Source organism: Escherichia sp. MOD1-EC4550, from assembly GCF_963876935.1.
In the GTDB taxonomy this organism is placed as follows: domain Bacteria; phylum Pseudomonadota; class Gammaproteobacteria; order Enterobacterales; family Enterobacteriaceae; genus Escherichia; species Escherichia coli_F.
In genome coordinates, this window is the sequence record NZ_CAWNSE010000009.1 from 90,855 (window position 1) to 114,216 (window position 23,362).

26 protein-coding genes are annotated in these 23,362 nt (G+C 51.3%); 17 read left to right on the top strand and 9 right to left on the bottom strand.

All coding sequences use genetic code 11. The features are described from left to right. Nucleotides 1-73: 73 nt before the first annotated feature. The 9 genes from rsxA to gstA all read left to right on the top strand — a co-directional run bounded on the left by rsxA (nt 74) and on the right by gstA (nt 9,289). Nucleotides 74-655, top strand: coding sequence for an electron transport complex subunit RsxA (gene rsxA / locus AACU19_RS05665; protein ID WP_000133193.1), 582 nt, complete (start codon nt 74-76; stop codon nt 653-655). Then, nucleotides 655-1,233 carry an electron transport complex subunit RsxB gene (rsxB, locus tag AACU19_RS05670; protein WP_000991806.1) on the top strand — a complete coding sequence of 193 codons (579 nt, stop codon included), beginning with the start codon at nt 655-657 and terminating at the stop codon, nt 1,231-1,233. Before rsxA ends, rsxB begins: the two co-directional genes overlap by 1 nt. Continuing rightward, nucleotides 1,226-3,448, top strand: a complete 2,223-nt coding sequence (gene rsxC, locus AACU19_RS05675; RefSeq protein ID WP_105278795.1) for an electron transport complex subunit RsxC — start codon at nt 1,226-1,228, stop codon at nt 3,446-3,448. The genes rsxB and rsxC overlap by 8 nt, the downstream gene beginning before the upstream one ends. Next, a complete protein-coding gene (rsxD, locus tag AACU19_RS05680; RefSeq protein WP_105278796.1) occupies nt 3,449-4,507 on the top strand; it encodes an electron transport complex subunit RsxD in 1,059 nt (352 codons plus the stop codon). A 3-nt stretch (nt 4,508-4,510) separates the two neighbouring features. After that, nucleotides 4,511-5,131 carry an electron transport complex subunit RsxG gene (rsxG, locus tag AACU19_RS05685; protein ID WP_000920799.1) on the top strand — a complete coding sequence of 207 codons (621 nt, stop codon included), beginning with the start codon at nt 4,511-4,513 and terminating at the stop codon, nt 5,129-5,131. Between the two features lie 3 nt (nt 5,132-5,134). Next, nucleotides 5,135-5,830: an electron transport complex subunit RsxE gene (gene rsxE / locus AACU19_RS05690; protein WP_032303119.1), complete on the top strand. Its 696-nt coding sequence runs from the start codon at nt 5,135-5,137 to the stop codon at nt 5,828-5,830. Next, on the top strand, nt 5,830-6,465 hold the full coding sequence (gene nth, locus AACU19_RS05695; protein ID WP_103253684.1) for an endonuclease III: 636 nt from the start codon (nt 5,830-5,832) through the stop codon (nt 6,463-6,465). The genes rsxE and nth overlap by 1 nt, the downstream gene beginning before the upstream one ends. A gap of 610 nt (nt 6,466-7,075) precedes the next feature. Next, entirely contained in the window at nt 7,076-8,578 is a 1,503-nt protein-coding gene (gene dtpA, locus AACU19_RS05700) for a dipeptide/tripeptide permease DtpA (RefSeq protein WP_000100942.1), read from the top strand. A 105-nt stretch (nt 8,579-8,683) separates the two neighbouring features. Then, a complete protein-coding gene (gene gstA / locus AACU19_RS05705; RefSeq protein WP_000765742.1) occupies nt 8,684-9,289 on the top strand; it encodes a glutathione transferase GstA in 606 nt (201 codons plus the stop codon). Between the two features lie 43 nt (nt 9,290-9,332). Here gstA and pdxY read toward each other — a convergent pair whose 3' ends face one another. The 5 genes from pdxY to anmK form a co-directional block, all read right to left on the bottom strand. Next, nucleotides 9,333-10,193 carry a pyridoxal kinase PdxY gene (gene pdxY / locus AACU19_RS05710; protein WP_001302086.1) on the bottom strand — a complete coding sequence of 287 codons (861 nt, stop codon included), beginning with the start codon at nt 10,191-10,193 and terminating at the stop codon, nt 9,333-9,335. 61 nt (nt 10,194-10,254) lie between these two features. Further along, nucleotides 10,255-11,529 carry a tyrosine--tRNA ligase gene (gene tyrS / locus AACU19_RS05715; RefSeq protein ID WP_001295400.1) on the bottom strand — a complete coding sequence of 425 codons (1,275 nt, stop codon included), beginning with the start codon at nt 11,527-11,529 and terminating at the stop codon, nt 10,255-10,257. 128 nt (nt 11,530-11,657) lie between these two features. Further along, nucleotides 11,658-12,314 carry a pyridoxamine 5'-phosphate oxidase gene (gene pdxH, locus AACU19_RS05720; protein ID WP_001282319.1) on the bottom strand — a complete coding sequence of 219 codons (657 nt, stop codon included), beginning with the start codon at nt 12,312-12,314 and terminating at the stop codon, nt 11,658-11,660. Nucleotides 12,315-12,372: 58 nt separating this feature from the next. Then, nucleotides 12,373-12,702: a C-type lysozyme inhibitor gene (gene mliC, locus AACU19_RS05725; protein ID WP_000061974.1), complete on the bottom strand. Its 330-nt coding sequence runs from the start codon at nt 12,700-12,702 to the stop codon at nt 12,373-12,375. Nucleotides 12,703-12,799: 97 nt separating this feature from the next. Beyond that, a complete protein-coding gene (anmK, locus tag AACU19_RS05730) occupies nt 12,800-13,909 on the bottom strand; it encodes an anhydro-N-acetylmuramic acid kinase (protein WP_105276982.1) in 1,110 nt (369 codons plus the stop codon). 273 nt (nt 13,910-14,182) lie between these two features. Between anmK and slyB the strand changes: the two genes are divergently transcribed. Then, entirely contained in the window at nt 14,183-14,650 is a 468-nt protein-coding gene (gene slyB, locus AACU19_RS05735; protein WP_000597196.1) for an outer membrane lipoprotein SlyB, read from the top strand. Nucleotides 14,651-14,696: 46 nt separating this feature from the next. On the opposite strand, the gene slyA is transcribed toward slyB, so the two are convergent. Continuing rightward, nucleotides 14,697-15,131 (bottom strand): transcriptional regulator SlyA, encoded by a 435-nt coding sequence (slyA, locus tag AACU19_RS05740; RefSeq protein WP_000445640.1) that lies wholly within the window; start codon nt 15,129-15,131, stop codon nt 14,697-14,699. Between the two features lie 200 nt (nt 15,132-15,331). Here slyA and AACU19_RS05745 point away from each other — a divergent pair, with 200 nt between their 5' ends. From AACU19_RS05745 to AACU19_RS05755, 3 genes are read left to right on the top strand one after another with little or no spacing between them, the layout of a single operon-like run. Continuing rightward, entirely contained in the window at nt 15,332-15,568 is a 237-nt protein-coding gene (locus AACU19_RS05745) for a DUF1656 domain-containing protein (protein WP_000670999.1), read from the top strand. Between the two features lie 2 nt (nt 15,569-15,570). Beyond that, nucleotides 15,571-16,428, top strand: coding sequence for an efflux RND transporter periplasmic adaptor subunit (locus AACU19_RS05750; RefSeq protein WP_024212231.1), 858 nt, complete (start codon nt 15,571-15,573; stop codon nt 16,426-16,428). Next, on the top strand, nt 16,428-18,440 hold the full coding sequence (locus tag AACU19_RS05755; protein WP_105278797.1) for an FUSC family protein: 2,013 nt from the start codon (nt 16,428-16,430) through the stop codon (nt 18,438-18,440). The genes AACU19_RS05750 and AACU19_RS05755 overlap by 1 nt, the downstream gene beginning before the upstream one ends. Here the strand turns inward: AACU19_RS05755 and sodC are convergent, their stop codons facing one another. From sodC to AACU19_RS05770, 3 genes are all read right to left on the bottom strand, one after another. Next, nucleotides 18,441-18,962 (bottom strand): superoxide dismutase [Cu-Zn] SodC, encoded by a 522-nt coding sequence (gene sodC, locus AACU19_RS05760; protein ID WP_001353183.1) that lies wholly within the window; start codon nt 18,960-18,962, stop codon nt 18,441-18,443. A gap of 80 nt (nt 18,963-19,042) precedes the next feature. Next, complete coding sequence (locus AACU19_RS05765; protein ID WP_000250667.1) at nt 19,043-19,939, bottom strand: aldo/keto reductase; 897 nt, start codon at nt 19,937-19,939, stop codon at nt 19,043-19,045. Between the two features lie 48 nt (nt 19,940-19,987). Then, complete coding sequence (locus AACU19_RS05770; RefSeq protein WP_000840481.1) at nt 19,988-20,227, bottom strand: DUF1289 domain-containing protein; 240 nt, start codon at nt 20,225-20,227, stop codon at nt 19,988-19,990. A gap of 102 nt (nt 20,228-20,329) precedes the next feature. On the opposite strand from AACU19_RS05770, the gene nemR reads away from it, so the two are divergent. The 4 genes from nemR (at nt 20,330) to rnt (ending at nt 23,301) form a co-directional block, all read left to right on the top strand. Then, nucleotides 20,330-20,929 carry a DNA-binding transcriptional regulator NemR gene (gene nemR, locus AACU19_RS05775; RefSeq protein WP_001032937.1) on the top strand — a complete coding sequence of 200 codons (600 nt, stop codon included), beginning with the start codon at nt 20,330-20,332 and terminating at the stop codon, nt 20,927-20,929. A 36-nt stretch (nt 20,930-20,965) separates the two neighbouring features. Further along, nucleotides 20,966-22,063 (top strand): N-ethylmaleimide reductase, encoded by a 1,098-nt coding sequence (gene nemA / locus AACU19_RS05780; RefSeq protein ID WP_000093576.1) that lies wholly within the window; start codon nt 20,966-20,968, stop codon nt 22,061-22,063. Nucleotides 22,064-22,143: 80 nt separating this feature from the next. Continuing rightward, entirely contained in the window at nt 22,144-22,551 is a 408-nt protein-coding gene (gene gloA / locus AACU19_RS05785; RefSeq protein WP_001237796.1) for a lactoylglutathione lyase, read from the top strand. Between the two features lie 102 nt (nt 22,552-22,653). Next, complete coding sequence (gene rnt / locus AACU19_RS05790; protein WP_001282281.1) at nt 22,654-23,301, top strand: ribonuclease T; 648 nt, start codon at nt 22,654-22,656, stop codon at nt 23,299-23,301. Nucleotides 23,302-23,362 lie beyond the last annotated feature (61 nt).

Genomic DNA, 23,362 nt, shown 5'->3' on the forward strand with positions numbered 1-23,362 from the left:
CCTTACAGTTAACCTGTTGTCGCCTGCTCTGGATTAACGGATAATAGGCGGCTTTTTTATTTCAGGCCGAAAAATGACTGACTACCTGTTACTGTTTGTCGGAACTGTACTGGTCAATAACTTTGTACTGGTCAAGTTTCTCGGTCTCTGTCCGTTTATGGGGGTTTCCAAAAAGCTGGAAACCGCGATGGGCATGGGGCTGGCTACAACGTTTGTGATGACGCTGGCGTCTATTTGCGCCTGGCTTATCGATACGTGGATTTTGATCCCGCTTAATCTGATTTACCTGCGCACCCTGGCGTTTATTCTGGTGATTGCTGTGGTTGTGCAGTTCACCGAGATGGTGGTGCGTAAAACCAGCCCGGTGCTTTACCGTCTGCTGGGGATTTTTTTGCCGCTTATCACCACCAACTGTGCAGTGCTCGGCGTGGCGTTGCTGAATATCAATCTCGGGCACAATTTCTTGCAGTCGGCGCTGTACGGTTTTTCCGCCGCTGTCGGTTTCTCGCTGGTGATGGTGCTCTTCGCCGCCATCCGCGAACGCCTTGCTGTGGCTGATGTCCCGGCACCTTTTCGCGGTAATGCCATTGCGTTAATTACCGCAGGTCTTATGTCTCTGGCCTTTATGGGCTTTAGTGGTTTGGTGAAGTTGTAATGAATGCTATCTGGATTGCCGTTGCCGCCGTGAGCCTGCTGGGCCTGGCGTTTGGCGCCATTCTGGGTTATGCCTCCCGCCGTTTTGCGGTGGAAGACGATCCGGTCGTTGAGAAAATTGACGAAATCTTACCGCAGAGCCAGTGTGGTCAATGCGGTTATCCCGGCTGTCGCCCCTACGCGGAAGCCATCAGCTGTAACGGTGAAAAAATTAACCGCTGCGCCCCAGGTGGCGAAGCTGTGATGCTAAAAATTGCTGAGTTGCTTAATGTCGAGCCACAGCCGCTGGATGGCGAAGCGCAAGAGCTAACGCCTGCGCGGATGGTGGCGTTTATTGATGAAAATAACTGTATTGGCTGCACTAAATGTATTCAGGCGTGTCCGGTAGACGCCATCGTTGGTGCTACCCGCGCCATGCATACGGTAATGAGTGATCTCTGTACGGGCTGCAATTTATGTGTTGATCCGTGCCCGACGCACTGCATCTCGTTGCAACCGGTTGCAGAAACACCTGACTCCTGGAAATGGGATCTGAACACCATTCCCGTGCGTATCATTCCCGTGGAACACCATGCTTAAGTTATTCTCTGCATTCAGACAAAATAAAATCTGGGATTTCAACGGCGGCATCCATCCACCGGAGATGAAAACCCAGTCCAACGGTACGCCCCTGCGCCAGGTACCACTGGCGCAGCGTTTTGTTATTCCACTGAAACAGCATATTGGCGCTGAAGGTGAGTTGTGCGTTAGTGTCGGCGATAAAGTACTGCGCGGCCAGCCGCTTACCCGTGGACGCGGCAAAATGCTGCCAGTTCACGCGCCCACCTCGGGTACCGTTACGGCTATTGCGCCCCACTCTACGGCTCATCCTTCAGCTTTAGCTGAATTAAGCGTGATTATTGATGCCGATGGCGAAGACTGCTGGATCCCGCGCGACGGCTGGGACGATTATCGCTCTCGCAGTCGCGAAGAGTTAATCGAGCGCATTCATCAGTTTGGTGTTGCCGGGCTGGGTGGTGCGGGATTCCCGACAGGCGTTAAATTGCAGGGCGGCGGAGATAAGATTGAAACGTTGATTATCAACGCTGCTGAGTGCGAGCCGTACATTACCGCCGATGACCGTTTGATGCAGGATTGCGCGGCTCAGGTCGTAGAGGGTATTCGCATTCTTGCGCATATTCTGCAGCCACGCGAAATTCTTATCGGCATTGAAGATAACAAACCGCAGGCGATTTCCATGCTGCGCGCGGTGCTGGCGGACTCTCACGATATTTCTCTGCGGGTGATTCCAACCAAATATCCTTCTGGCGGTGCTAAACAATTAACCTACATTCTGACCGGGAAGCAGGTTCCACATGGCGGGCGTTCATCCGATATCGGCGTATTAATGCAAAACGTCGGCACTGCTTATGCAGTGAAACGTGCCGTTATTGATGGCGAACCGATTACCGAGCGTGTCGTGACCCTGACTGGCGAAGCAATCGCACGCCCGGGCAACGTCTGGGCACGGCTGGGTACGCCAGTGCGTCATTTATTGAATGATGCCGGATTCTGCCCCTCTGCCGATCAAATGGTGATTATGGGCGGCCCGCTAATGGGCTTTACCTTGCCATGGCTGGATGTCCCGGTCGTAAAGATTACCAACTGTCTGTTGGCTCCCTCTGCCAATGAGCTTGGCGAACCACAGGAAGAACAAAATTGCATCCGTTGTAGCGCCTGTGCTGACGCCTGCCCTGCGGATCTTTTGCCGCAACAGCTGTACTGGTTCAGCAAAGGTCAGCAACACGATAAAGCCACCACGCATAACATTGCCGACTGCATTGAATGTGGGGCTTGCGCGTGGGTTTGCCCGAGCAATATCCCCCTGGTGCAATATTTCCGTCAGGAAAAAGCTGAAATTGCGGCTATTCGTCAGGAAGAAAAGCGCGCCGCAGAAGCCAAAGCGCGTTTCGAAGCGCGCCAGGCTCGTCTGGAGCGCGAAAAAGCGGCTCGCCTTGAACGACATAAGAGCGCAGCCGTTCAACCTGCAGCCAAAGATAAAGATGCGATTGCTGCCGCTCTGGCGCGGGTGAAAGAGAAACAGGCCCAGGCTACACAGCCTATTGTGATTAAAGCGGGCGAACGCCCGGATAACAGCGCAATTATTGCAGCACGGGAAGCCCGTAAAGCGCAAGCCAGAGCGAAACAGGCAGAACTGCAGCAAACTAACGACGCAGCAACCGTTGCTGATCCACGTAAAACCGCAGTTGAAGCCGCTATCGCCCGCGCCAAAGCGCGCAAGCTGGAACAGCAACAAGCTAATGCGGAACCAGAAGAACAGGTCGATCCGCGCAAAGACGCCGTCGAAGCCGCTATTGCCCGTGCCAAAGCACGCAAGCTGGAACAGCAACAGGCTAACGCAGAGCCAGAACAACAGGTCGATCCGCGCAAAGCCGCCGTCGAAGCCGCTATTGCCCGTGCCAAAGCACGCAAGCTGGAACAGCAACAGGCTAATGCGGAACCAGAACAACAGGTCGATCCGCGCAAAGCTGCCGTCGAAGCCGCTATTGCCCGTGCCAAAGCACGCAAGCTGGAACAGCAACAGGCTAACGAAGAACCAGAAGAACAGGTCGATCCACGCAAAGCTGCCGTTGCCGCGGCTATTGCCCGTGCCAAAGCACGCAAGCTGGAACAGCAACAGGCTAACGAAGAACCAGAAGAACAGGTCGATCCACGCAAAGCTGCCGTTGCCGCGGCTATTGCCCGCGTTCAGGCCAAAAAAGCCGCCCAGCAAAAGGTTGTAAACGAGGACTAAATGGTATTCAGAATAGCTAGCTCCCCTTATACCCATAACCAACGCCAGACATCGCGCATTATGCTACTGGTGCTGATCGCAGCCGTGCCAGGAATCGCTGCGCAACTGTGGTTTTTTGGCTGGGGTACTCTCGTTCAGATCCTGTTGGCGTCGGTCAGTGCTCTATTAGCCGAAGCTCTCGTACTCAAACTACGCAAGCAGTCGGTAGCCGCAACGTTGAAAGATAACTCAGCATTGCTGACAGGCTTATTGCTGGCGGTAAGTATTCCCCCCCTCGCGCCATGGTGGATGGTCGTACTGGGTACGGTGTTTGCGGTGATCATCGCTAAACAGTTGTATGGCGGTCTGGGGCAAAACCCGTTTAATCCGGCAATGATTGGTTATGTGGTCTTACTGATCTCCTTCCCGGTGCAGATGACCAGCTGGTTACCGCCGCATGAAATTGCGGTCAACATCCCTGGTTTTATCGACGCCGTACAGGTTATTTTCAGCGGTCATACCACCAGTGGCAATGATATGAACACACTACGCTTAGGTATTGATGGCATAAGTCAGGCAACACCGCTGGATACATTCAAAACCTCTGTCCGCGCCGGTCATTCGGTTGAACAGATTATGCAATATCCGATCTACAGCGGTATGCTGGCGGGCGTTGGTTGGCAATGGGTAAATCTCGCCTGGCTGGCTGGCGGCGTATGGTTGCTGTGGCAGAAAGCGATTCGCTGGCATATTCCCCTCAGCTTCTTAGTAACGCTGGCGTTATGCGCAACGTTGGGCTGGTTGTTCTCACCAGAAACACTGGCAGCACCGCAAATTCATCTGCTGTCTGGAGCGACCATGCTCGGCGCATTCTTTATTTTGACTGACCCGGTTACCGCTTCTACGACCAATCGTGGTCGTCTTATTTTCGGCGCGCTGGCGGGCTTATTAGTCTGGTTGATCCGCAGTTTCGGCGGCTATCCTGACGGCGTGGCTTTTGCCGTCCTGCTGGCGAACATCACGGTTCCTCTGATCGATTACTACACGCGTCCGCGCGTCTACGGCCATCGCAAAGGGTAAACCATGCTGAAAACTATCCGAAAACACGGCATTACGTTGGCGCTATTTGCAGCGGGTTCAACAGGGTTAACTGCGGCCATCAACCAGATGACCAAAACGACGATTGCTGAACAGGCCAGTCTGCAACAAAAGGCGTTATTTGATCAGGTGCTGCCAGCCGAACGCTATAACAATGCGCTGGCACAGAGTTGCTATCTGGTAACTGCGCCAGAGTTAGGTAAAGGTGAGCATCGGGTTTACATCGCCAAACAGGATGACAAACCGGTAGCCGCCGTTCTGGAAACAACCGCGCCAGATGGCTATTCCGGTGCGATTCAGCTGCTGGTGGGAGCCGATTTTAACGGCACGGTACTTGGCACGCGCGTGACAGAGCACCACGAAACGCCAGGGCTTGGCGATAAAATCGAACTGCGCCTTTCTGACTGGATCACCCATTTTGCGGGTAAAAAAATCAGTGGTGCGGATGATGCGCACTGGGCGGTGAAGAAAGATGGTGGTGATTTCGACCAGTTCACCGGCGCTACGATTACTCCCCGCGCGGTGGTTAATGCGGTAAAACGCGCCGGATTGTACGCTCAGACGTTACCGTCACAACTTTCTCAACTTCCTGCCTGTGGAGAATAAACCGTGAGCGAAATTAAAGACGTTATTGTTCAGGGGTTGTGGAAAAACAACTCTGCGCTGGTCCAGCTGCTCGGCCTCTGTCCGCTGCTGGCGGTCACGTCCACTGCCACTAACGCTCTGGGTTTAGGACTTGCGACTACGCTGGTACTGACGCTGACCAATCTGACCATTTCGACGCTGCGCCACTGGACCCCAGCCGAGATCCGCATTCCCATTTACGTGATGATCATCGCCTCGGTGGTCAGCGCTGTACAGATGCTGATCAACGCCTACGCCTTTGGTCTGTATCAATCGTTAGGGATTTTTATTCCGCTGATTGTCACTAACTGTATCGTTGTGGGCCGCGCTGAAGCCTTCGCCGCAAAAAAAGGTCCGGCGCTTTCGGCACTGGACGGCTTTTCAATTGGTATGGGCGCAACCTGCGCCATGTTCGTGCTGGGTTCACTACGCGAAATTATCGGCAATGGCACGTTGTTTGACGGTGCAGATGCGCTGTTAGGTAGCTGGGCCAAAGTATTACGCGTGGAGATTTTCCACACCGACTCCCCTTTCCTGCTGGCAATGCTGCCACCAGGTGCATTTATTGGCCTGGGACTGATGCTGGCAGGAAAATACCTGATTGATGAAAGAATGAAAAAGCGCCGTGCTGAAGCAGCTGCCGAAGGTGCATTGCCAAACGGTGAAACAGGGAATGTCTGATGAACAAAGCAAAACGCCTGGAGATCCTCACCCGCCTGCGTGAGAACAATCCTCATCCCACTACTGAGCTTAATTTCAGTTCGCCTTTTGAATTGCTGATTGCCGTGCTGCTTTCCGCTCAGGCCACCGATGTCAGCGTTAATAAGGCGACGGCAAAACTTTACCCGGTAGCGAATACGCCTGCAGCGATGCTTGAGCTGGGCGTCGAAGGGGTGAAAAACTATATCAAAACTATTGGCCTTTATAACAGCAAAGCAGAAAATATCATCAAAACCTGCCGTATCTTACTGGAACAGCATAATGGCGAGGTGCCTGAAGATCGTGCTGCGCTTGAAGCCCTGCCTGGTGTAGGTCGTAAAACAGCCAACGTCGTATTAAACACCGCATTCGGCTGGCCGACTATTGCTGTCGACACGCACATTTTCCGCGTTTGTAATCGTACTCAATTTGCGCCGGGGAAAAACGTAGAACAGGTAGAAGAAAAGCTACTGAAAGTGGTTCCGGCAGAGTTTAAAGTCGACTGCCACCATTGGTTGATCCTGCACGGGCGTTATACCTGTATTGCCCGCAAGCCTCGCTGTGGCTCTTGTATTATTGAAGATCTTTGTGAATACAAAGAGAAAGTTGACATCTGAAGAAAAGGGGTAACACCGATTACCCCATTGATAACCTTTCTTTATCCTCTTTTAAAACATCTTTTTAACGTCAATGATGCCATTGCTTAGCGTTATCATCAGGTAATCCGTTTGCGGATAACCAAAAATGCAGGTTAATTGTTTTTTTAATAGCGAAATTTTCTATTCATTCGTGATCAAGATCACGATGCTGTGGCAATGTAAAAACATTGCAAGAACCAGGTTAAAATCATTTAAATTTACACACGCAACAAATATTGACCTACAAAACATTACACTGGCTATTTTTCAGAAACTGGACTATCTCACTAGGAAAAACGCTAAATAGCAGAACATATCGCCATTAAGCCATCATCCCCCTCTCAGGGTAGTGAAAAAATCTGCCGTTACGTTTTTTGAAAAATTTAACGCTGGATAACATTTCCCGGAATGGTTGAATTCCCCGCCTCAGTTATATGTAACAGATTATTACAAAGGACTTGTCTGAAAGTGCAAGATAGTGAACATTACCTGCCGTTTCCCCTCCCACTATAACAATTGCGCGTATGTTTTTTAGGCATAACGCGAGAAAGCACCCCCGTTAATATGGGATGTAAAAAAAGAGGTAAAAGTGTCCACTGCAAACCAAAAACCAACTGAAAGCGTCAGTTTGAACGCTTTCAAACAACCGAAGGCGTTCTATCTCATCTTCTCGATTGAGTTATGGGAACGTTTTGGTTATTACGGCCTACAAGGAATTATGGCTGTTTATCTGGTTAAACAACTGGGTATGTCTGAAGCGGATTCAATCACCCTTTTCTCTTCCTTTAGTGCCCTGGTTTATGGTCTGGTCGCTATCGGCGGCTGGTTAGGTGACAAGGTACTGGGTACTAAACGCGTAATTATGCTTGGCGCTATTGTGCTGGCGATTGGTTATGCTCTGGTTGCCTGGTCTGGTCACGACGCCGGTATCGTTTATATGGGTATGGCGGCTATTGCGGTCGGTAACGGCCTGTTTAAAGCTAACCCGTCTTCTCTGCTTTCTACATGCTATGAGAAAAACGACCCGCGTCTGGACGGTGCATTCACCATGTACTACATGTCCGTCAACATCGGCTCTTTCTTCTCTATGATCGCCACCCCGTGGCTGGCCGCGAAATACGGCTGGAGTGTTGCGTTTGCGTTGAGCGTTGTAGGCCTGCTGATCACTATCGTTAACTTCGCCTTCTGCCAACGCTGGGTTAAACAGTACGGTTCAAAACCAGACTTCGAGCCTATCAACTACCGTAACCTGCTGCTGACCATTATTGGTGTTGTGGCACTGATCGCTATCGCCACCTGGCTGCTGCACAATCAGGAAGTTGCGCGTATGGCGCTGGGCGTTGTTGCCTTTGGTATCGTGGTTATCTTCGGTAAAGAAGCCTTCGCGATGAAAGGTGCTGCGCGTCGTAAAATGATCGTTGCCTTCATCCTGATGCTCGAAGCCATTATCTTCTTCGTGCTGTACAGCCAGATGCCAACGTCACTGAACTTCTTTGCGATTCGTAACGTTGAACACACCATTCTGGGCCTGGCCGTAGAACCTGAGCAGTATCAGGCACTGAACCCGTTCTGGATCATCATTGGTAGCCCGATTCTGGCCGCTATCTATAACAAGATGGGCGATACCCTGCCGATGCCAACTAAGTTTGCAATCGGTATGGTGATGTGTTCTGGTGCGTTCCTGATTCTGCCGCTAGGTGCAAAATTCGCGTCTGACGCAGGTATCGTGTCTGTAAGCTGGCTGGTCGCAAGCTATGGCCTGCAGAGTATCGGGGAACTTATGATCTCTGGTCTGGGTCTGGCAATGGTTGCTCAACTCGTTCCGCAGCGTCTGATGGGCTTCATTATGGGTAGCTGGTTCCTGACCACTGCCGGTGCAAACCTGATTGGTGGTTATGTTGCGGGTATGATGGCTGTGCCGGATAACGTTACCGATCCGCTGATGTCACTGGAAGTCTATGGTCGCGTATTCTTGCAGATTGGTGTCGCTACTGCCGTTATTGCAGTACTGATGCTGCTGACTGCGCCGAAACTGCACCGCATGACGCAGGATGACGCTGCAGACAAAGCGGCGAAAGCTGCTGTAGCGTAAAATTCAGGGAAACTCTTTTACAAGCCGCTAACTTTTCGTTAGCGGCTTTTTTTTTGTTCAGCAACGCACTACCATACTTTAAACCACAGACAAAAGGAGTTACCGATGAAATTGTTCTACAAACCGGGCGCCTGCTCTCTCGCTTCCCATATCACCCTGCGTGAGAGCGGAAAGGATTTTACGCTCGTCAGTGTGGATTTAATGAAAAAACGTCTCGAAAACGGTGACGATTACTTTGCCGTTAACCCTAAGGGACAGGTGCCTGCATTGCTGCTGGACGATGGTACTTTGCTGACGGAAGGCGTAGCAATTATGCAGTATCTTGCCGACAGCGTCCCCGACCGCCAGTTGCTGGCACCGGTAAACAGTATTTCCCGCTATAAAACCATCGAATGGCTGAATTACATCGCCACCGAGCTGCATAAAGGCTTCACACCTCTGTTTCGCCCTGATACACCGGAAGAGTACAAACCAACAGTTCGCGCGCAGCTGGAGAAGAAGCTGCAATATGTGAACGATGCACTGAAGGATGAGCACTGGATCTGCGGGCAACGATTTACGATTGCCGATGCCTATCTGTTTACGGTTCTGCGCTGGGCATACGCGGTGAAACTGAATCTGGAAGGGTTAGAGCACATCGCGGCATTTATGCAACGTATGGCTGAACGTCCGGAAGTACAAGACGCGCTGTCAGCGGAAGGCTTAAAGTAATAGCCATCGGCCCACAGGTTGTTGTGGGCCGAAATGAGATATTTCAGAGCTTTGTTGCGCTGAAATAATGTTCTGGTTTGGCAATACGATCCTGAGCAGCAACCACTTGCAGCTCATATTCCTGCATTGCTTTGGTGGTCACCATGATTTCGTATACTGCAGCGGTCACATGTTCCAGGGCCTCCTGCAGCGTTGCCCCCTGAAGCAGTTTCACCAGCAGTAAACCGCTCGTCACATCACCGACACCTACCGGTTGGCGCATACCAAAATCCACCAGCGGACGGCTGATATGCCAGGCTTCATCGGCGGTAACCAGCAGCATTTCAAAACGGTCACGGCTGTAGCCAGCCCGCGCCAGGTGTTTAACCAACACAATTTGTGGCCCTTGCGCAATGAGTTCACGCGCTGCCAGAACCGCTTCTTCGACGTTATTTACCGGATGCTCACAGAGTATCTCTAGCTCAACCAGATTCGGCGCAATGATATCGCTGGCAGGCAAACCGTGACGCACATGAAACTCTGCGACACCCGGTGCAACGATACAGCCTTTTTCCGGATGACCCATTACCGGATCGCAAAAATATTTCGCCTGCGGATTCGCTGCTTTCACCTGACGAACGATACCGAGGATATGTTCACCCTGCTCCGCCGAACCCAGATAGCCACTTAATACGGCATCACAGGTGTGTAATTTATCAATGGCGGCAATGCCTTGCACAATTTCGGTTAAATGGCTGGGCGGCATCACGCAGCCAGTCCATTTGCCGTATTGAGTGTGATTAGAAAATTGAACGGTGTTCAACGGCCAGACGTTCGCGCCCAGGCGGCGCATCGGAAACTCTGCCGCACTGTTACCCGCATGACCATAAACAACGTGAGACTGGATAGCGAGAATATTTTTCATCATGTTCCCTGTATAAAAACCAGGGGGAGTGATTTCTCACTCCCCCTTTCCACTTAATGCATTATTTCCAGCAAATCAGACAGTAATTCTTTTTGCCGCGACGCAGTAAGGTAAAACGACCAAACAGACGATCTTCTTCTTTAAAGAAGTATTCAGGATCGGACTGTTTTTCACCGTTAATGGTGATGGCATTGGAGGCGATAGTTTTACGCGCCTGACCACGGGAAGGTTGCAGTTCAGAATCGACCAGCGCCTGCATCAGGTCTGCGCCTTTTTCCATCTCAACCATCGGTACGCCGTCCTGCGCCAGCTGTTCGAAGTCCGCTTCACTCAGCGCACTCAAGGAACCGCTGAACAGGCATTCGGTAATACGTTTTGCCGCCTGCAAACCTTCTTCACCGTGAACCAGACGAGTCACCTGTTCCGCCAGTACATACTGGGCGCGCGGTGCTTTACCACTGTTTTTATCTTCTTCTTCCAGGGCGTTGATCTCTTCAATGCTCATAAAGGTGAAGAACTTCAGGAAGCGGTAAACGTCGGCATCCGCAGTGTTGATCCAGAACTGGTAGAATTTGTACGGGCTGGTTTTCTTCGGATCTAACCAGACTGCGCCGCCTTCAGTTTTACCAAATTTGGTGCCGTCTGCTTTGGTGATCAGCGGAACGGTCAGGCCAAACACCTGATTCTGATGCAGACGACGGGTCAGGTCGATACCAGAAGTGATGTTACCCCACTGGTCAGAACCACCAATTTGCAGCACCACACCGTACTGTTTGTTCAGACAGGCGAAGTCATAACCCTGCAACAGGTTGTAGGAAAACTCAGTGAACGAAATCCCCTGATCTTCACGGTTGAGACGCTGCTTAACCGCTTCTTTGTTGATCATCTGGTTGACGGAGAAGTGTTTGCCAATATCGCGCAGGAAGGTCAGCACATTCATATTGCCGAACCAGTCATAGTTGTTCGCCGCGATAGCAGAGTTTTCTCCACAGTCGAAATCGAGGAACGGGGCAACCTGCTTGCGGATTTTGTCCACCCACTCCTGAACAGTTTCTTCAGTGTTCAGCTTACGCTCGGCAGCTTTGAAGCTCGGGTCGCCAATCAGACCCGTCGCGCCGCCTACCAGCGCAACCGGCTTGTGGCCCGCCTGCTGGAAGCGTTTCAGGCATAACAATGGAACAAGATGCCCCAAATGCAAGCTGTCAGCGGTAGGATCGAAGCCGCAATAGAGCGCGATCGGGCCTTGCGCCAGTCGCTCTGCTAACGCTTCCTCGTCCGTCACCTGGGCTACCAGCCCCCGCTCTTGCAATTGTTTAATCAAGTTACTGCTTGCCATCAAAATCTCCATGTATATAACGACTGCACCTTTGCCGGTACACGACTTTTCGCCAGATGCGAAAGAGACATAGAATAAAGTGCCAGAATCAGGAGTACCAGCGATTAAAGCAAGATTTTTGCATCTTTTCAGGGGGCAAGACGATCAATCTTCCACGCATCATTTTCACGCTGGTACAAAAAGCGGTCATGCAGGCGATGCTCACCGCCCTGCCAGAACTCAATCTGTTCAAGGCTGACGCGAAAACCGCCCCAAAAACTCGGCAATGGCACTTCGCCCTGTTGAAACTTCTGCTTCAGCTCCAGGAATTTACTTTCAAGGATACCGCGGGCAGAAATGCGACTGGACTGCTTCGAAACCCATGCACCAATCTGGCTATCACGTGGGCGACTATGAAAATATTTCATCACTTCGAGAGTCGAAAGTCGTTCCGCTTTACCGATCACCATCACCTGGCGCTCAAGGGTATGCCACGGGAACAGCAGGCTAACGCGCGGATTATTTTCGATTTGATGTGCTTTACGGCTGCCGAGGTTGGTGTAAAACACCATGCCTTTTTCGTCGTAATGTTTGAGTAAAACGATGCGCTGATAAGGCTGACCATGTTCATCCACGGTAGCGACCACCATCGCGGTAGGGTCCGCCAGTTTGGCTTCACACGCCTGAGAGAGCCAGCGTTCAAAAAGGGTTAATGGATCGGCGGGAAGATCGCGGCGGCGTAATCCGCCTTTGGTGTATTCACGGCGCAGATGCGCGATTTGCTGCAATTCGTCGTTATCAGACATGGTTTTCTTTACGGATTGTCAGTGGGTGACGCTATTGTGCGCCGCCCCTGGAAAAATCTCAACGCTGTGGATTTTGTAACTGACAGTTATTCAAGACGATGCGGTCGCGTTTATAGACAGTCGCTTCCTCGCCTTTCGACCAGAAAACATAGATCCCGTCGGTGTAACGTGCACCAGACGCAGAAATGCCCTGTTTGAGATGCAGTAGTTGATTATCGTAAACAAAACTGACTTCCTGGCGCGGATTATTCAGTTTGACCGTCAACGGTTTTTCATCACACTGGTATTCCAGCGTATCGGTTTGCATGCGCTCAACCAGTTGATTGAACGCGCTACAGCCGGTGAGAAGGACCGGCAAACAGATCAGTAACAGTTTTTTCATAGACATATCCCGAAGACTTTCCTGGTCTGGAGGGCAATACGCCCTCCCTAACGTTCCAAGTGTAACGGCAGACGCGGTAAGAAAAATTCAGTTAACTCTGATATCACAGGTTAGCGGGGAAAATAGCCCCCAGTACCGTCTCCTGGCTTGCGCCAGTGACGGAAGGCAGATTTCCTGGTAATCCCGCCAGCGTCCGCCAGGCAAGCCAGGCGAAAGCCAATGCTTCCATGTCATCGCCACTAATGCCAACGGCATCGGTGGTGGTGACTTCTATGCCTGGCAGTAATGCCGCCAGACGCGCCATGAGTAGCGGATTACGACTTCCTCCACCACATACCATCAATCGTTCGCAGCCACCGCTCAACAAAACTTGTTCAGAAATGGTCACGGCGGTGAGTTCTGCCAGTGTCGCCTGTACATCTCGGGGATCAACACCCGGAAAATGGCGCAAATGGCGCTCCAGCCAACCGTAGTTAAAGTATTCGCGTCCGGTGCTTTTCGGTGCAGGTTGCGAGAAATACGGGTCGCTAAGCATATTTTGCAGCAGTGGGAGAATGACTTTACCCGCCCGTGCCCACTCGGCATCTTTATCGTAAGGTTTACCTGCCTGACGCCAGATCCAGGCATCCATCAGCATGTTACCAGGGCCGGTATCGTAGCCCCCTACCGGCTGCCCAGGAATGAGCAGTGACAGATTGGCAATGCCACCAATATTGAGCACCATTCGTCGCTCGGTTGGGTGAGCCAGCAGCGCATGATGGAACGCAGGTACCAGCGGTGCGCCTTGTCCTCCCAAGGCAATATCGCGACGGCGAAAATCACCGACAACCGTAATTCCGGTGCGTGCCACAATTTGATTGTTATCGCCAATCTGTAAAGTGTGTGGTGCCACGCCCGTCGGTTCATGCCAGACGGTTTGGCCGTGACAGCCGATCGCAACGATATCTTTCGCCTGCAGGTTTTGTTCCTTAAGCAAGGCATTGACCGCATCAGCAAAAAGTCGCCCGAGTTGAGTATCAAGCTGTCCAAACTGCGAAAGTGTAAGCTGCTGGCCCTGGCAAATATCCAGTACAGCCTGTTTCAGAGACACCGGGATCGGCCAGCTCAAACTTGCCAGCTGTGCGACCCGGTGTTCATCAATTGTCGCCAACACAACATCAACACCATCAAGGCTGGTGCCTGACATAACGCCAATAAAGCGGCCCGATTTCATAGTTCATCCTTTTTCAATCTGACGTTTGCGCACCACTCAAACATAAACTTTTCGTGAATACCATGCGGAATGACCGATTTTTACCGTTGGTAGTAAAACATTATCTTCAAATCAATAATCATCATGAATGTTTTGTTTATAATTGGTTGATCCTACTTTCATTATGATTTGCTCATATTTGGTAGAACATGTAACCATGGATTCACATATGCCATATACTTTGACCATGAGGGATGCTTGCGTGGCGTTTCATGGTGAACAGGAGATTTTTCAATGATTAAACGCGTATTGGTTGTTTCAATGGTAGGTCTGTCTCTTGTCGGTTGTGTTAATAACGACACCCTGTCAGGGGATGTTTATACCGCTTCTGAAGCGAAACAAGTACAGAATGTCAGCTATGGCACCATCGTTAACGTACGTCCGGTACAGATTCAGGGCGGTGATGATTCCAACGTTATCGGCGCAATTGGCGGTGCTGTTCTTGGCGGTTTCCTGGGGAATACTGTTGGTGGCGGAACCGGGCGTTCTCTGGCTACTGCAGCAGGCGCTGTTGCAGGTGGCGTAGCCGGTCAGGGCGTACAGAGTGCAATGAACAAAACGCAGGGTGTCGAGCTGGAAATTCGTAAAGACGATGGTAATACCATCATGGTGGTACAGAAACAAGGCAACACTCGTTTCTCTCCGGGCCAACGTGTCGTACTGGCCAGCAATGGCAGTCAGGTGACCGTTTCCCCGCGCTAAATAAGTTTGCGTGTGGTCAGGTTACTGACCACACGCCCCCTTTATTTCACCCTTTGGCCTGTAACTCAATGATATTATGCTCAAGTTTTGCGATGAGCTTAATCAGTTGTTCCAGTTCCTCTGCGGAGATGCCATGTAAAATTTCCGCGCGGGTTTTGTTAATAACAGCTTCCATTTCGCTGATCAGCGGCTCTGCCTTTTCCGTCAGTTTAATACGTTTAGCCCGACGATCGCTGGCACAAGTTTGACGCGAAATTAACCCTTTTTCTTCCAGTTGGTCCAGAGTACGGACCAGTGATGGCTGCTCGATGCCAATCGCTTTTGCCAGTTGAATTTGCGACTGGTCTGGAGGTAACTGATGGATATTGTGTAACGTAACCCAATGGGTTTGTGTTAACTCCAGCGGTTTCAGGCGATGGTCTATCAGAGCACGCCATATGCGCACCAACCGTGCCAGATCAGAACCTAGTGGCGATTCCAATTTCATCTCCTTATAATTAGCTTGCTAAGATATTATGCGGCTTTTAGAATAGTGTGCAGCAATTGTATTGCTAAAACAAATGTATTGCTGCATTTGGTTACCGTCAGACATATTTTTCAGAAATTGCGCGTAAATTTTTCGCACTTAAAGAATATTTATTAATCTAACGCAATATATTCGGTCGTAAAGGAATCTACTTTGTGAAGTTTATGCTCAATGCAACAGGATTGCCCTTACAAGATCTGGTGTTCGGTGCGTCCGTCTACTTTCCTCCGTTTTTCAAAGCCTTCGCGTTTGGATTCGTCATCTGGCTTGTCGTACACCGCCTGCTTCGTGGCTGGATCTACGCCGGTGACATCTGGCATCCCTTGTTAATGGATTTATCGCTGTTTGCGATTTGCGTTTGCCTTTCCCTGGCAATACTGATTGCGTGGTAACTATGTCAATTAAAACAATTAAGTATTTCTCAACAATCATTGTAGCGGTAGTTGCGGTTCTTGCCGGATGGTGGCTGTGGAATTATTACATGCAATCTCCGTGGACACGCGACGGGAAAATACGCGCAGAACAGGTTTCTATCACCCCACAGGTGTCGGGACGTATTGTTGAGCTGAATATAAAAGACAACCAGCTGGTTAACGCGGGGGATCTTCTGCTCACGATCGATAAAACGCCCTTTCAGATCGCCGAGCTGAACGCACAGGCTCAGCTGGCGAAAGCGCAATCTGACCTCGCAAAAGCCAATAACGAAGCGAATCGTCGTCGCCATCTCTCACAAAATTTTATTTCTGCCGAAGAACTCGATACCGCTAACCTCAATGTTAAAGCGATGCAGGCCAGTGTTGATGCCGCACAGGCGACGTTGAAACAGGCACAATGGCAACTGGCGCAAACGGAAATTCGCGCCCCGGTGAGCGGATGGGTGACTAATCTTACTACCCGCATCGGCGATTACGCTGACACCGGGAAACCGCTGTTTGCCCTTGTCGACAGCCACTCGTTTTACGTCATTGGTTATTTTGAAGAAACCAAATTGCGCCATATCCGTGAAGGGGCACCAGCACAAATTACCCTCTATAGTGATAACAAAACGTTACAGGGTCACGTTTCCAGTATCGGTCGGGCGATTTATGATCAGAGCGTTGAAAGTGACTCAAGCCTTATTCCGGATGTGAAACCTAACGTCCCCTGGGTTCGCCTCGCCCAACGTGTTCCGGTCCGCTTTGCGCTGGACAAAGTCCCAGGCGATGTCACGCTGGTGTCGGGCACCACCTGTAGCATTGCCGTAGGTGAATAATGAACGCATCGTCATGGTCCTTGCGCAATTTGCCCTGGTTCAGGGCAACGCTGGCGCAATGGCGTTATGCGTTACGTAATACCCTTGCCATGTGTCTGGCGCTGACAGTTGCCTATTATTTAAATCTCGATGAGCCCTATTGGGCGATGACCTCGGCAGCGGTGGTTAGCTTCCCCACCGTTGGCGGTGTGATCAGCAAAAGCCTCGGACGCATCGCGGGTAGTTTGCTGGGAGCCATCGCGGCATTGCTTCTTGCCGGACATACGCTCAACGAGCCGTGGTTTTTTCTATTGAGTATGTCAGCATGGATTGGCTTTTGTACCTGGGCCTGTGCGCACTTCACGAATAACGTCGCGTATGCATTTCAACTGGCGGGTTACACGGCTGCCATCATCGCCTTTCCGATGGTCAATATTACTGAGGCCAGCCAGCTGTGGGATATTGCTCAGGCGCGCGTTTGCGAGGTGATAGTCGGTATTTTGTGCGGTGGCATGATGATGATGATCCTGCCGAGCAGTTCCGATGCTACGGCCCTTTTAACCGCATTGAAAAACATGCATGCCCGATTACTGGAACATGCCAGTTTGCTCTGGCAACCTGAAACAACCGATGCCATTCGTACAGCGCATGAAGGGGTGATTGGGCAGATACTGACCATGAATTTGCTACGAATCCAGGCTTTCTGGAGTCACTATCGTTTTCGCCAGCAAAACGCGCGCCTTAATGCGCTGCTCCACCAGCAATTACGTATGACCAGCGTCATTTCCAGCCTGCGACGTATGTTGCTCAACTGGCCCTCACCGCCAGGTGCCACACGAGAAATTCTCGAACAGTTGCAGACCGCGCTCGCCAGTTCGCAAACAGATGTTTACACCGTCGCACGTATTATTGCCCCGCTACGCCCGACCAACGTCGCCGACTACCGGCACGTCGCCTTCTGGCAGCGACTACGCTATTTTTGCCATCTTTATCTGCAAAGCAGTCAGGAATTACATCGTCTGCAAAGCGGCGTAGATGATCATGCCAAACTCCCACGGACATCCGGCCTGGCACGTCATACCGATAACGCCGAAGCTATGTGGAGCGGACTACGAACATTTTGTACATTGATGATAATTGGCGCATGGAGTATCGCTTCACAATGGGATGCCGGTGCCAATGCATTAACACTGGCCGCAATTAGCTGCGTACTCTACTCCGCCGTCACGGCACCGTTTAAGTCCTTGTCACTGCTAATGCGCACGCTAGTGTTACTTTCGCTATTTAGCTTTGTGGTCAAATTTGGCCTGATGGTTCAGATTAGCGATCTGTGGCAATTTTTACTGTTTCTCTTCCCACTACTGGCGACAATGCAGCTTCTTAAATTGCAGATGCCCAAATTTGCCGCGCTTTGGGGACAACTGATTGTATTTATGGGGTCGTTTATCGCTGTCACTAATCCTCCGGTGTATGATTTCGCTGATTTTCTTAATGATAATCTGGCAAAAATTGTTGGCGTAGCGCTGGCGTGGCTAGCGTTCGCCATTCTGCGACCTGGGTCTGACGCTCGTAAAAGCCGTCGTCATATTCGCGCACTGCGCCGGGATTTTGTCGACCAACTAAGCCGCCATCCAACACTGAGTGAAAGCGATTTTGAATCACTCACTTATCATCACGTCAGTCAGTTAAGTAACAGCCAGGATGCGCTGGCTCGCCGTTGGTTATTACGCTGGGGTGTAGTGCTGCTGAACTGTTCTCATGTTGTCTGGCAATTGCGCGACTGGGAATCGCGTTCCGATCCGTTATCGCGAGTACGAGATAACTGTATTTCACTGTTGCGCGGAGTGATGAGTGAGCGTGGCGTTCAGCAAAAATCACTGGCGGCCACACTTGCAGAATTACAGCGAATTTGCGACAGCCTTGCCTGTCATCATCAACCTGCCGCCCGTGAGCTGGCGGCAATTGTCTGGCGGCTGTACTGCTCGCTTTCGCAACTTGAGCAAGCACCGCCGCAAGGTACGCTGGCCTCTTAATTACTTAATTACACCGCAGGCATAGCGTTCACCGCCACCGCCCAGCGGTTTAGGTTGATCGGACATATTATCGCCACCAACGTGGATCATCAGCGCTTTATCTTTGACTTGATCCAGTGATTTCAGACGAGGCGCGATGACGGCATCGGTTGCTTTGCCGTCATTATTGACAACCAGCGCAGGCAGATCGCCTAAATGCCCGGCACCTTCTGGCCCTTCATGTTTACCGGTATTTTGTGGATCAAGATGCCCGCCTGCGGATTCTGCCGCTGTGGCTTTGCCATCTTTGGTGGCTGGCTGGCAGCTTCCTTTGGCATGAATATGGAAGCCATGTTCACCGGGGGGTAATGCTTTCAGATCGGGCGAAAACTCCAGACCTTTATCGGTTTCAGTAATGGTGACGCTACCAATTGACTGCCCAACCCCTTGCGACGTGACGAGGTTCATCTCGACTTTTTCACTGGCAGCTTGCGCGCCGGTAGCAACAACCAGCGCCAGAATAGCCAGACTAAAACGTTTCATAGGACCTCCGTTCATTGTGCATTCCTGAATAAGTGTAAACCAGTGACACATTTTTGAACGGCGGCTATTCCTAAAAGTGCTTACGGTACGTCGTAACCCAGTGCCGCTTTACGGATACGGAACCATTGTTGGCGAGTCATTTTCAGGGTTTCTGCTTCAACAGCCGCCCGTACACGCTCAATTTTACCTGAGCCGATTATCGGCAGCGGCTGCGACGGTAAACGTAAAACCCAGGCGTAAACCACCTGTTCAATAGAGCCCGCGTTTAACTCCTCCGCCACCACAGCCAGTTCATCACGCAGAGGCTGGAAATAATCATCATTAAACAGACGACCACCACCAAGGCAGGACCACGCCATCGGACGAACACGCAGTTGTTGCAGTTGGTCGAGCGTGCCATCCAGCAGTAACGGCTGATGCACCGGGGATATTTCCACCTGATTAGTGGCAAGGGTAAACGGCAGACGTGATTGCAACAGGGCAAATTGCGCAGGCGTAAAGTTCGATACGCCAAAATGGCGCACTTTGCCGCTCTGATGCAGATGTTTAAAGGCGTCCGCCACTTCATCGGCATCCATTAACGGGTCTGGTCGGTGGATTAACAGTAGATCCAGATAATCGGTCGCAAGATTAATTAGCGACTGTTCGGCGCTCTTAATGATGTGATCGCGGTCAGTAATATAATGACCAATGACATTTTCTTCACGCGCGGTCGTCGCGATACCGCATTTGCTGACAATTTCCATCCGTTCACGCAGATGAGGTGCCAGTTTCAGTGCCTCGCCAAACGCTGCTTCGCACTGATAGCCGCCATAAATATCAGCGTGGTCCACGGTAGTTACGCCGAGATCCAGATGCTCTTCAATAAAGCTGACCAGCTGGCGGGCGGACATATTCCAGTCCATCAATCGCCAGTAGCCCATCACAAAACGGGAAAACTCCGGGCCTTGCGGCGCAATAGTAATACGCTGAACCATAATCGCTTCCTCTTATCAGATATGAGAGGAGTATACGCAAGATTATGTTCAAAAGAGTGATGGTTGCTCCGGTTCGTCTGATGACGCTGGCTTATTTGCACGTAATTTGCGCATTAATCGCTGCCGACAAAGGCGCAGCACCTCTTGTTTTTCGCCATCGCTCATTTTATTCCAGTTAAAACGCTCATCCCGACTACGAAAACAGCCGCGACAAAATCCGCGTTCGTCAGACTGGCAAATTCCCCGGCACGGGCTCTGGACGGGAAAGAACTCTAATTGCTCCGCCACCTCGCCCTCCTCAGATAAGATTATTACCATTATTGAAGCTGTTAATGCCCAAAGTAGCAACTTTGCTTGCACTAGACCGACTGGTCTACTACACTCCAACACATGAACAAACACACCGAACATGATACTCGCGAACATCTCCTGGCGACGGGCGAACAACTTTGCCTGCAACGTGGATTCACCGGGATGGGGCTAAGCGAATTACTAAAAACGGCTGAAGTGCCGAAAGGGTCCTTCTATCACTACTTTCGCTCTAAAGAAGCGTTTGGCGTTGCCATGCTTGAGCGCCATTACGCCGCATATCACCAGCGACTGACGGAGTTGCTGCAATCCGGCGAAGGTAACTACCGCGACCGCATACTGGCTTATTACCAGCAAACACTGAACCAGTTTTGCCAACATGGAACCATCAGTGGTTGCCTGACAGTAAAACTCTCTGCCGAAGTGTGCGATCTGTCAGAAGATATGCGCAGCGCGATGGATAAAGGGGCTCGCGGCGTAATCGCCCTGCTCTCTCAGGCGCTGGAAAATGGCCGTGAGAACCATTGTTTAACCTTTTGTGGCGAACCGCTGCAACAGGCACAAGTGCTTTACGCACTGTGGCTTGGCGCGAATTTGCAGGCCAAAATTTCGCGCAGTTTCGAGCCACTGGAAAACGCGCTGGCCCATGTAAAAACCATTATTGCGACGCCTGCCGTTTAGCAGGCATTTTTTATCACCAGACCACCGGGAGCCTTTATGTCATCTGAAAAACTGTATTCCCCACTGAAAGTGGGCGCGATCACGGCGGCAAACCGTATTTTTATGGCACCGCTGACGCGTCTGCGCAGTATTGAACCGGGTGACATCCCTACCCCGTTGATGGCGGAATACTATCGCCAACGAGCCAGTGCCGGTTTGATTATTAGCGAAGCCACGCAAATTTCTGCCCAGGCAAAAGGATATGCAGGCGCGCCTGGCATCCATAGTCCGGAGCAAATTGCCGCATGGAAAAAAATCACCGCTGGCGTTCATGCTGAAAATGGTCATATGGCCGTGCAGCTGTGGCACACGGGGCGAATTTCTCACGCCAGCCTGCAGCCTGGCGGTCAGGCACCGGTAGCGCCTTCTGCACTTAGCGCGGGAACGCGTACTTCTCTGCGCGATGAAAAAGGTCAGGCGATCCGCGTTGAAACATCCATGCCACGTGCACTTGAACGGGAAGAGATTCCGGGCATCGTCAATGATTTCCGCCAGGCCATCGCTAACGCCCGTGAAGCTGGGTTTGATCTGGTGGAGCTACACTCTGCTCACGGTTATTTACTGCATCAGTTCCTTTCTCCTTCTTCAAACCATCGTACCGATCAGTACGGCGGCAGCGTGGAAAATCGCGCACGTCTGGTGCTGGAAGTGGTCGATGCCGGGATTGAAGAATGGGGTGCCGATCGCATTGGCATTCGTGTTTCGCCAATCGGTACTTTCCAGAACACGGATAATGGCCCAAATGAAGAAGCCGATGCACTGTATCTGATTGAACAACTGGGCAAACGCGGCATTGCTTATCTGCATATGTCAGAACCAGATTGGGCGGGAGGTGAACCGTATACTGATGCGTTCCGCGAAAAAGTACGTGCCCGTTTCCACGGTCCGATTATCGGCGCAGGGGCATACACGGTAGAAAAAGCTGAAACGCTGATCGGCAAAGGGTTAATTGATGCGGTGGCATTTGGTCGTGACTGGATTGCGAACCCGGATCTGGTTGCCCGCTTGCAGCGCAAAGCTGAGCTTAACCCACAACGTGCCGAAAGTTTCTACGGTGGCGGCGCGGAAGGCTATACCGATTACCCGACGCTGTAATCCAACATTGCGAGCGGCGCAAAGCCGCCGCTATACTAAAACAACATTTTGAATCTGTTAGCCATTTTGAGGATATAAAGATGCGTCTTCTTCATACCATGCTGCGCGTTGGCGATCTGCAACGCTCCATCGATTTTTATACCAAAGTACTGGGCATGAAACTGCTGCGTACCAGCGAAAACCCGGAATACAAATACTCACTGGCGTTTGTTGGCTATGGCCCGGAAACCGAAGAAGCGGTGATTGAACTGACCTACAACTGGGGCGTGGATAAATACGAACTCGGCACTGCTTATGGTCACATCGCGCTTAGCGTAGATAACGCCGCTGAAGCGTGCGAAAAAATCCGTCAGAACGGCGGTAACGTCACCCGTGAAGCGGGTCCGGTAAAAGGCGGCACTACGGTTATCGCGTTTGTGGAAGATCCGGACGGCTACAAAATTGAATTAATCGAAGAGAAAGACGCCGGTCGCGGTCTGGGCAACTAATCTCCTGCCGGGCGTGAACTCATCGCGCCCGCATCTTTACTGCATCGACAAGTAATATTTGTCATAATGCGCGCTGCAATTTATCCGTATTAAGAGAATCAGATGTCCGATAACGCTCAACTTACCGGTCTGTGCGACCGTTTTCGTGGTTTTTATCCTGTTGTGATCGATGTTGAAACAGCTGGATTTAACGCCAAAACCGATGCGCTGCTTGAGATTGCCGCCATCACCCTGAAAATGGATGAACAAGGCTGGCTGATGCCGGACACCACATTACATTTCCACGTCGAACCATTTGTCGGCGCAAATTTGCAGCCAGAGGCCCTCGCCTTCAACGGCATTGACCCGAACGATCCCGATCGCGGCGCAGTCAGCGAATACGAGGCGCTGCACGAAATTTTTAAAGTTGTACGTAAAGGCATTAAAGCGAGCGGCTGTAACCGCGCCATTATGGTGGCGCACAACGCCAATTTCGATCACAGCTTTATGATGGCCGCCGCAGAACGCGCCTCACTGAAACGTAACCCGTTCCACCCTTTCGCCACTTTTGACACTGCTGCACTGGCCGGGCTGGCACTCGGACAAACCGTATTGTCAAAGGCTTGCCAGACCGCTGGCATGGACTTCGACAGCACCCAGGCGCACTCCGCGCTGTACGACACCGAACGCACTGCTGTGCTGTTTTGTGAAATCGTCAACCGCTGGAAACGTCTGGGAGGCTGGCCGCTACCTGCCGCCGAAGAGGTGTAATCGAGTCGATGCCTGATGACATGCAATGATTCAGGCATCTATAGTGAGGCTATTCCACGAA